The following is a 6,904-nucleotide window of genomic DNA, read 5'->3' as shown; positions in this document are numbered from 1 at the left end:
GAGAAATGTCGCATCTAACCACAAATACGGGTACGTTCCCTCCAGCGAGCGGTTCTTGAAGCCCTGCACTACATCGTCCAGTTCCTTGCAAATCCGAGATACTTCACTTTTGCTGATGCCCTGAATCCCCATCGACTCAACAAGCTCATCCACTTTTCGGGTGCTCACACCATGAACATACGCCTCTTGAACAACGGAGAGGAGTGCCTTCTCAGCCTTCTTCCTTGGCTCTAGGATGCTGGGGAAGTAGCTTCCCTTACGGAGCTTTGGAATCTGCAGATCAATCGTTCCGACACGAGTATCCCATTCCCTGGTTCGGTACCCATTGCGGCTGTTCGTGCGCTTATCACTGCGTTCATAGCGTTCAGCACCAATGAGGGAACTGACCTCAGCTTCCATCACGGCTTGGGTGAGCACCTTCAGCCCCTCCTTCAAGAAATCAACGTCACCATCTTCCAATCCGATCTTGCGAATTAACTCCAAAAGTGCGATCTTGTCTCTAGAAGCCATCGATGTGCCTCCTCTACTGAATTGTTGGTCACTTTTAGTAGATTGCACTCGATGGCTTTCTCGTCAAGACCAAGCCGCTGAATTTACACCACTACCTGAAACTCTAACCTCAGTGAACTGGCGAGAGACAATAACCTGCTGTTGGGTAACAAGGATGACCATCCAGGCGAATGAGAATGAGGCAAGCGCGATGCATAATGCCGAGAGGCCGGATGTGTGGTAAAGGGGTTTCATAATGAAGAACCCAATGACAAAGACACACCGTGAAATCCATTTGAGCAATTTCGGCATTGAAGTCTGTGACTGCTTAAAGGTGGAGCCGAACTCCTCCATGAAAGCACCAACTATAATTCTGTTCGCTTCTATCATGGTTGATGTTTTCTTTCCAAAACGTCTACGCATTTTGATTTGCCCCTTATCAATCTGACGACCATGTGCGTGAACACCACACCTACACTCATTCCGTTACAATATCCCCAGAATCCACCCTTCGTTTCGGGCAATTTGTATTTCATTAGGTTTAAGCGTGGGCAGACTCAGATAAACATCCAACTTTTCATTCACGGCTTGTTCTTGAAGCCACAATGCTATGGCATATGCGTCTCTCGCATCGCGCTTCTCTAAGTCAGGGGGATATGAATATCGGTGATAGAACAAGGATGGATACACTTCAGCAATTACGCTCTTCCCATCGGAGGGAATCAGACCATCGAATGGCCAAAAGTGAAGCACATCGCTGAAATGCTTTCGCAGTTCATAAAGCCAGGGTATACCCGTGTGCGTAGAAAACGCGACTGTAATGCCTTGAAAGTTAAATACACTCTTTGCCGAAGAGGTGAACTTCTCCGTTAGACGAAGTTCATTTTGATCTGGGTATGAGAATGATCTTCGGCTTTCCGCTGTAAACAACTCACGGTTCTTGGCGTATCCCCATATGCCATCAAAGTGTCCGAGAAAATGATCCCAAGAAGATAAATCGTGCCGTAATAAATACGATTCTGGAAAGGAAAATCCATGATCCACACCGACTATCATCCTACCTGCCAGACCATTCTGTTGCTGTTCAAGCCTCTCAGCCAGGAAGTCGTACACCTGTCTGCGAGACCACTTCTCTTGTCTTCGTGACGGATATACACCAGCCTGTGCCTCAAATACTTGAATTTCAGGGTATTGTTTTGTGGGAGAACCTTGCCCTGAGTAATCAATACCAATGTATGAGTCAAACATCACTTTCTCCCCTTCCACCCCAGCACAGGACAATCAGTAACAATCGTTGAGGCTGACAAGCCTACTTGTCGCCAAGGGTTAGCACTCAAGCCCATGTAACCTGTAAACTCCACGGTCAATTCGTTCGAAGTCAGAAAACACTGTTGCATGATGATTCGGTGCATTCACACAGCACCGCGATGTAACGTGTGTTCGGATCGTTGATTCTGGATACTTGGTCTGTCTTGCCCTCATGTAGTCAACGATCTCTTGTACCGTGAAACGGTTTACCCCTCGCCGATCTACAATAGACTGAGCGGCTAAAACAACTTCGTCTCGACATGAAAAGTTTCGTCGTGGTTCACTCCGCGCAACGCGTGATTCGGGCTTATTTCTTGACTCTTCGTTGACTGCTCTGGCTATAGCCCTGTACTTTCCCCTCGCGATATTCCATTCAGGGTTTAACTGCTCAATCAGTTCCCTTTCAACTTGGAACCTCTCGTTCGTCTCATGGAAATACAGCTTGATCTCAGAATTTTCGTTAGCCGCCATATAGATGCGATGGTTGACCCTGCAGTTTGTCGGCTGACCGCCCATAAAACAGTTTCGAGGACTAATGTTCCCGTAACCAGTGTTGAACCGATGAGCGAGATTTTGACACTCGCCCACATACTTAACTGCACCGTTAACACGAATGAGGTACACGCCCTCTGCTGAGAGCTTGGGGATCGTAAAACGACAGAATGGACCTGCCCCATATTGATGTAACGGCAAGTTCTCCCGATTTTCATATGACTGTTGGGGAAAGAACGCCCTCACCTTTCCATCGACTTTATCAGGTACGATATCGCAAATATGTTCAAATCGTAGGTTGTCCACATAGAGATTCTCCACGAAAACACTCCTCGTGTTGTCTCGAAGTCATGCGTCAGACGACTTTAACTCCTCATTCGCATCACTCGGATTTCGTTCTCGGAGCAAATGCTGAAATATAGCCTTGCGCCATTTGAATCTGTTCTACCAGTCTAATGAAACCACGCTTAATTAACTGCTTAATATGTTTGGATACCATCGGTTGAGTGGCTCCAACAATTTCCGCGATGTAGTATTGCGATAGCCTTGCGATTCCGCCCACATCCGACTTCGCCGCCATAACATCGATAATTTTCTGGTCAAGTGCATCTCGTCCTATCATCGGTTTCAAAAACTCGCGAAACTCTACGGGTATTTGCTCAAAGTCCAGTTCTTGCACTTGAACTCCCCTTCCAAACTGCTACTAATTCAAATGTATCAATAACAGCCTTCGCCCTAATTGCTCCGAAACAATTCCATCTATTTCTACGGTAGCATAACAAGAAGAGGCTGGTTCAGTTGGAGTGTGGGCACCGTGGACAACTTCGCAAATGTCGTCGGATATCAATTTGAGAGAGTTCACTCTGGGGTCACAGGTTGGATACCGAAGGGATGAAGGTGACGATGCAAAAACCGTCCGTATATCCAAATGAAGGATTTGTTGTTGAGTCTGTTGCTGATTACTTCTCCTCCCTTGGCTACAGAATCGCTTTCGCGCAGAATAACTTTGAAGCTGACTTGATCGCTGTAAATGAAGAGGATAGAAGTGATTATTGGACAATTGAAGCGAAAGGACATACCGCCAGCATAACCACCGACCACAACACAGCACTTGGTCAAATCCTTAAACGGATGACCGATAGGAACAAGAAGTATGCAATTGCCGTTCCTCAGACCTCACAAATGGTGAAGGAATGCCGTAAAGTACCGCAATGGTTGAAACAGTCCATTGGGTTACACTTTATATTCGTTAACGAAGACGGTCAAATATCGATGTACGCGCCTGATACGCAAATATAGAGTAAAAGTCTCAGCATGAGCCTTAATGTCTGGAAATAGGCGGAGCCTCATGTTATAGTATCCCGTCCGCCCGCGACACGTTCTCTCTACACCTGTTTAAGCTCAAATCCGCGTTCGCTATTCGAGAAAGTTAGCAATTTGATGCCTTTTCCTTCGTACCGCTTTCGCTTTTCCACATAATCGACAACCTTGTCACTAAAGCTTTGCGCGATTGCCGTTGTCCTCAACATATTGAAATCACCATTGACCTTTTTGCGGAGGAACCAATCCTCGTATTGCAAGAGTTGCACCAACCCATCCTCGTCAAAGCGATCCCTCTTCACTTCCACGATGTTGTACGCGATGACTTCATCTTTATTCAGAGGATTATGTGTAATGAGTAAGACATCCATTTCTCTCCCGAAGCTTGTGGGAATATACCCCAAGAAGTCATCGTACTCCCCAAAAATGCCTTTGAAACTCCCCTCGGCAAACTCGTTGAGCAACAATGCCATCACGCTGTACTCGTACTTCGGATTATAGTTGCCGTCGAAATGCAATTGGCTGAGAAGATTTGGTTCGTGATATGGGTACGGTTCACGAATCGGGCTTGGCTGTTTCAGAACAGGGTTGAGCTTTAGAAATAGGCGAAACAGGTGTTGAAATTCATCATTCGTAATCGAAAACAGGGTATTTGAAGTACCACCTGGTCTTTGGAGGCTGAACGTCCACATCAAGCCGTTGTCCTTCAAATCGTACACGTCATTCAACTTAATTGGGTTTTCAAACACATACTCAGAGTTTTCAATGCGGACACGAAACGGATAAACGCGCTTAGCATCTTGGGATTCCCATATGGGTGCGGTGTCGAAAAAGGGCTTGTCCATAATTCGGTAGATACCGTGCAGTTCTTTGGCATCCATGATATAGAAAAGAACGGAGTCACCTTTTTTGATGGGAGCCATCCGTGATATTAACGCATCGTTGTATTGGTCTTTATCGTGATTCGGAATGCCTGCAATACCTCTACGAATGCATACTTCGTAATTCTTCTCGTTCAAAACAAAAATGTGAACGGACATGATATCGCCTCACTGATCACACACATTATGTTACTTTCGAATATCTGACCCTCAATTCCAAATGCTCCATGTTCCTTTATTCGTCAACGACCATCCACGCACCTTTCAACCATCCATCCCGTCATTTCAATGATGTTAGGAACCCAACTCTATCATTACATATTTTTACATATGTCCATTCTTGAGCTATCATGGTGAAAATGAGTGGTTTCGTAGCTTAGCACATGGTTGTTTCACATGCTAAACAGGAACGGGGGAAGTAACTTGGAAAATGAGCGGGATCATCCAAACGGCACACCTAACAGGATAAAGTTTCTCGATCAGCCAATCTGTAGAACAACCATCCCCATGGCGATGAGCACAAAACGAATCTTCCACAGACATCAAGAAGCGTTAACCAAGCTGAAGCAATACCTACAATCAACGAAGCGGTGATGAGCAATGGGCGGTAACGACTGGAACTGGGATGACAACTTCCCAGACGGTGTATTCGCCGTACCCCCTAACCCGAACGACCCAAAAGTGAAAGTCAGGAAACTGGTCGATTGGTGCAAAGCAAATGGCGTATCGTTATCCGAAGCCCATCGTTTGCCCCCAGAGATAATGGAGCAATTTCTTGAGTACCCGAATAAAGACGGGACGCAAGGCGAAAGGGAGCAGAAATAATCCCGATATCCCCTTGCTCCACAATCCCTGAACAAACGGAGGTCTTAGACATGTTCGTCATTCACTGTAACAAGTGTAGCCGAGAAGTCGAGTGGAGAGATGGAGCCGAGCTTGGGAAGCTCCCCATCGAAATGTGTGGCTCTACCGTCATTTGCGCTTGCGGTCACGGTGTATGTGATGATAACGGGACGTTGATGGAGTTTGATGTGCCCGATGCGGAATGAAAAGGCAGGGCAAATGAAGGACGGTCGGGCGAAGGGAAATTGATATGTTCCTGGCGACAACAACATGGCATTTGCATCCGATGAACCGATGGCACGGGACTGTGGTGAGCGATATACCTGCAAAGGGGATATTAGGACCTATTGAGAGTGATGTTCAGGACGAACCGAATCGTCACCGATACCGTCATCGCGGCGCACGAATTCCGCTGATTACCGAATGTAAACTGTTTCCAACCACCTTACCTGCCCCACGGGTACCAGGAAGCCATGAGACGGTTAGCGCAGTCACACAGCCAAGATAAGTTCAATCACTCGCGATGATGGAAACGACGAAATGCATTGTTCGTTGATTGCGTTCCGAGTGCGGTAATACATAAACCTACCCATTCCAGATGTTTTGATTGATAAACATCATTTTCTCTGTAAACTTGGGATGAAACCCCATAACCTTAGATCGTCAACGCCCGTAAGAGCGGCTAAAGGGTCTACGAGGTTAATGCCTTTCAAGTCATTGAATAGATGGTTTCTGTTGCACTTTTTGTTGGATGTCATTGTGACCAAGACTGCATGTCGCTCGACGTTGGTGGCTGTATGATGACAGCAGGATTTGATTGTTACCATCATGGAGAACAAGCGTTGCTGTGAAAGGAACTCACTACGGAAAGGACTTCTCTAACTCCCTCCTCCCTTAAATTCCTGCTCTATGGAGGTGTCACCCATGACAGACCTGAATCCCAATGATGCTCTAAAACAGAGTGGAAACGAACAGAGCAAACCAGACACAAGACCGAGAATCATTCGGAAATGTCCCCGTATCAATGCCCCAATGCCCATTGCCACGCCTTTTGAAGAGCGAATAGCGAGGGAAAGCAGGCGGCTGGTGAAGTGGTACGGAAGAGGAACGTAGAGATGAAAGCTCCCCCTCCCTGAAACGCCCCGTCTCCGAATACTATCCTCGGAAGGGGATCTTGGAGGTCTCCACAGGCACGGAAAAGCCGCGCGATTTTAGCATAAATTCTATACTCTCTTTCGTGAGAGTAGGTGTAGTAGATGGTCCCACCTTGACAACCGACAGTGGAAGACATTCAGTCTGTTGCTGGTAATACAGTTTCAAGTTCATATAGGGGAGCAAAAAGTTATCTCGAACCCGAAACTGAATATCCGATACCTTGTGCTCTGATTGCTCTTTCTCAAAGATGTAGAACTGAAAACGCCACTCCTGCTCCTGCTTGAACGATGGATGTTTGAACAATGGTAAAAACCAATATAAGGCGCTCCGTACCTGGCGTGCAATATTCATCTTAATTATATTGGGACTCCACTTGCGAGAATTGTATTTGTAAGAGTACAGACCTATTTTTAGAA

General features: G+C 46.4%; 7 protein-coding genes. 2 read left to right on the top strand and 5 right to left on the bottom strand.

Annotation, left to right across the window (positions count from 1 at the left end; translation table 11 throughout):
* The 4 genes from AAC01S_RS17860 to AAC01S_RS17840 form a co-directional block, all read right to left on the bottom strand.
* A partial coding sequence (locus tag AAC01S_RS17860) for a transposase (protein WP_174520861.1) occupies positions 1-510 on the bottom strand: 510 nt, incomplete at its 3' end.
* 465 nt (positions 511-975) lie between these two features.
* Entirely contained in the window at positions 976-1,737 is a 762-nt protein-coding gene (locus tag AAC01S_RS17850; protein ID WP_067625695.1) for a hypothetical protein, read from the bottom strand.
* 78 nt (positions 1,738-1,815) lie between these two features.
* Complete coding sequence (locus AAC01S_RS17845) at positions 1,816-2,610, bottom strand: GIY-YIG nuclease family protein (RefSeq protein ID WP_067625693.1); 795 nt, start codon at positions 2,608-2,610, stop codon at positions 1,816-1,818.
* Between the two features lie 61 nt (positions 2,611-2,671).
* Positions 2,672-2,968: a winged helix-turn-helix transcriptional regulator gene (locus AAC01S_RS17840; RefSeq protein ID WP_067625691.1), complete on the bottom strand. Its 297-nt coding sequence runs from the start codon at positions 2,966-2,968 to the stop codon at positions 2,672-2,674.
* A gap of 197 nt (positions 2,969-3,165) precedes the next feature.
* Here AAC01S_RS17840 and AAC01S_RS17835 point away from each other — a divergent pair, with 197 nt between their 5' ends.
* Positions 3,166-3,588: a hypothetical protein gene (locus AAC01S_RS17835; protein ID WP_157071280.1), complete on the top strand. Its 423-nt coding sequence runs from the start codon at positions 3,166-3,168 to the stop codon at positions 3,586-3,588.
* Between the two features lie 86 nt (positions 3,589-3,674).
* Here the strand turns inward: AAC01S_RS17835 and AAC01S_RS17830 are convergent, their stop codons facing one another.
* Positions 3,675-4,649 (bottom strand): EVE domain-containing protein, encoded by a 975-nt coding sequence (locus tag AAC01S_RS17830; RefSeq protein WP_067625685.1) that lies wholly within the window; start codon positions 4,647-4,649, stop codon positions 3,675-3,677.
* Between the two features lie 441 nt (positions 4,650-5,090).
* Between AAC01S_RS17830 and AAC01S_RS17825 the strand changes: the two genes are divergently transcribed.
* Entirely contained in the window at positions 5,091-5,315 is a 225-nt protein-coding gene (locus tag AAC01S_RS17825) for a hypothetical protein (RefSeq protein WP_067625683.1), read from the top strand.
* Positions 5,316-6,904 lie beyond the last annotated feature (1,589 nt).

This window comes from Alicyclobacillus acidiphilus NBRC 100859 (assembly GCF_001544355.1).
Classification (GTDB): Bacteria; Bacillota; Bacilli; order Alicyclobacillales; family Alicyclobacillaceae; genus Alicyclobacillus; species Alicyclobacillus acidiphilus.
The sequence above is the reverse complement of the archived record's forward strand: the minus strand, read 5'-3'. Positions and strand labels throughout refer to the sequence as shown.

Bases quoted from the DNA above. Each gene is read 5' to 3' on its own strand.
- AAC01S_RS17850 (WP_067625695.1), bottom strand. From the start codon at position 1,737: ATGTTTGACTCATACATTGGTATTGATTACTCAGGGCAAGGTTCTCCC.
- AAC01S_RS17830 (WP_067625685.1), bottom strand. From the start codon at position 4,649: ATGTCCGTTCACATTTTTGTTTTGAACGAGAAGAATTACGAAGTATGC.
- AAC01S_RS17825 (WP_067625683.1), top strand. From the start codon at position 5,091: ATGGGCGGTAACGACTGGAACTGGGATGACAACTTCCCAGACGGTGTA.